This is a genomic window from Ideonella sp. P3_A4, assembly GCF_056403075.1.
Genome location: NZ_JBFUGE010000835.1, coordinates 1 through 2,208, shown reverse-complemented (window position 1 = coordinate 2,208; position 2,208 = coordinate 1). Strand labels below are relative to the sequence as shown.

The window sequence follows — 2,208 nt, the reverse complement described above, 5'->3', positions numbered from 1 at the left end:
CTGCTGCAGCATGTGCAGGATGCTGTCGACCAGCGTCAAGTCCAGGCTGGCGTTGGACAGCATCTGCGCACCGACCAACTGGGCCAGGTGCGGCTGGCGCCGCATCGCCTGGCGGTAGCGCCGGAACAGCTCTCGCAGCCAGGTCTGCCAGTCGCCCTGGCGCGGTGGCGGCACGATGTCGCGCTGCGCGTAGGCGCACACGGCGGCCAGAAGTTCGTTGCGGCTGCGGAAGTACCAGTAGACCGCGGTGGGGTAGACGCCCAGCGCCCGCGCCACATCACGCAGGCTGAAGCGCTCCAGCCCACGCTCGCCAATTTGTGCGAGTGCCGCCTCGACGATGCGCTCGGCGCTCAGCGCCGGTGCTGCCGGCTCCTTGGCGATGGCAACAGGTCTCTTCGCCGGCCGCTTGGCCGCCGCGGTAGCGCCGATCATGCCGCTCAGGCCGCCACGAAACGCTCGACCGCCTGCGCGAAGCCGGCCAGGTCGTCGTCGGTCAAGGGCAGCGACAGGCTGATGAAGCCTCGCCGCGCGGTGTAGAAGCCTTGCTCCAGCAGGTGGAAGAAGAACGCGTCGCGCAGCGGCTGGCCATCGGTCGGCAGGTCTTCGACGCTGCGAATGGGCCGGGCCGTGGCGTGCACGTTCATCAACGAGCCCAGGCCGGTGAACTGCAACTCGGCGTCGTGATCGCGACACAGTGCGTTCAAGCGCTCGCGCAGTGCATCACCGCGCTGGTTCAGCGCGATGGCGGCCTCGGCGGTGTAGATCTGGCTCAGCCCGGCGATGCCGGCCGACATCGACAGCACGTTGTTGTTGAAGGTGCCGGCGTGCGGCAGGTGGCCGGGGCGGCGCGGGTCGAACAACGCCATCACGTCGGCCCGGCCACCGAAGGCGCCGAACGACATGCCGCCGCCGATGTACTTGCCGACAGTGGTCAGGTCTGGCGTGATGCCCAGCAACTGTTGGCGACCACCGGGCGACAGGCGCGAGGTCATCACCTCGTCGAAGATCAGCATCGCGCCGACTGCGTCGGCAGCATCGCGCAGGCCGCGCAAGAAGTCGGGCTCACCTGGGATGCAACCGCCTGCGCCTTGCATCGGCTCGACCAGGATCGCGGCCAGGTGGGCGGCGTTGTCGTTGATCAGCGATCGAGCGTGGGCCAGGTCGTTGTAGCGCCCGACGATGAACTCGTGCGGCACATTGATCGGCGAGCCGCCGTTGGCAAAGCTCAGCACGCCGCCGTGGTAACCGCCCTTGAAGACCAGCACCTTGCGCCGGCCGGTGAAGGCGATCGCGCTGGCCAGCGCCATCAGGTTGGCCTCGGTGCCGGAGTTGGTGAAGCGCAGCCGCTGCATCGACGGGAGGCGCGCGCTGACCAGGCCGGCGAGCCGGCTTTCCAGCAGGTTGTGGCCGGACAGGTTGATGCCCTGGTCCAGCGCCGCGTCGATCGCCGCGCGGATCACCGGGTTCGAGTGGCCATAGACGCCGGCGGTGAACTCGCCCAGCAGGTCGGTGTACTCGTGGCCGTCGGCGTCCCACAGCTGGGCACCCTGGCCCTTGACGATGGCCAGCGGGAAGGGCTCGTAGAACAGCACCGAGCGGGTGTTGCCGCCGGGCAGGTGCGCGCAGGCAGCTTCGTACTGCGCGGCACTGGCGGGGTGGCGGGCGACGTAGGYGCTGCGCAGCGCCGCGAGGCGGTCGATCAGGTCCATGCGGGCTCCTTTCCCTTGCCATGAGGGCTGAACGGCGCGGATCGATCGTTGATCGCCGTTCAGTGATTCATTGTACGGCGTACAAGAAATGCTGCAAGCCGCGCCAGCGCCAGGCCTGGTCGCCCGCGGTTGAGAAATCTTGAAAGAGACTAACTCGACAAATGATGGGTGTTTGCCAGAATTCGTCAACATTCCAGACACCAGGACCACCCATGCGCAAGACCCTTGCCTTCGCCATTGCCGCGCTCTGCGTGGCGCTCAGCGGTTGTGCACTCATCCCGGACGACTACAGCGAGCGCACCAACCGGTCGCAACTGAAGGACAGCATCGACAAGCCGTACGTCCAGGTGATCAAGCAACGTGCGGACTTGAAAGATCCGCCGGCCGCCACCGAAACCCTGGCCTCGGGCCGCCGGATCGTCAAGCACGTCGTCACCCTCGAAGACGAGCCATTCGGCCCATCAGGCTCGTATGCCGAAGAGCGGCAGCGCTATCGGAT

3 protein-coding genes are annotated in these 2,208 nt (G+C 67.2%); 1 reads left to right on the top strand and 2 read right to left on the bottom strand.

Annotated elements, in window-relative coordinates:
• Together AC1DYI_RS33360 and AC1DYI_RS33355 are read right to left on the bottom strand one after the other, a co-directional pair.
• Window positions 1-432: TetR/AcrR family transcriptional regulator (locus AC1DYI_RS33360; protein WP_477208399.1), on the bottom strand; the 432-nt coding region annotated here is incomplete at its 3' end.
• 5 nt (window positions 433-437) lie between these two features.
• Window positions 438-1,709 (bottom strand): aspartate aminotransferase family protein, encoded by a 1,272-nt coding sequence (locus AC1DYI_RS33355; protein ID WP_477208398.1) that lies wholly within the window; start codon window positions 1,707-1,709, stop codon window positions 438-440.
• Window positions 1,710-1,921: 212 nt separating this feature from the next.
• Between AC1DYI_RS33355 and AC1DYI_RS33350 the strand changes: the two genes are divergently transcribed.
• A partial coding sequence (locus AC1DYI_RS33350) for a hypothetical protein (protein ID WP_477208397.1) occupies window positions 1,922-2,208 on the top strand: 287 nt, incomplete at its 3' end.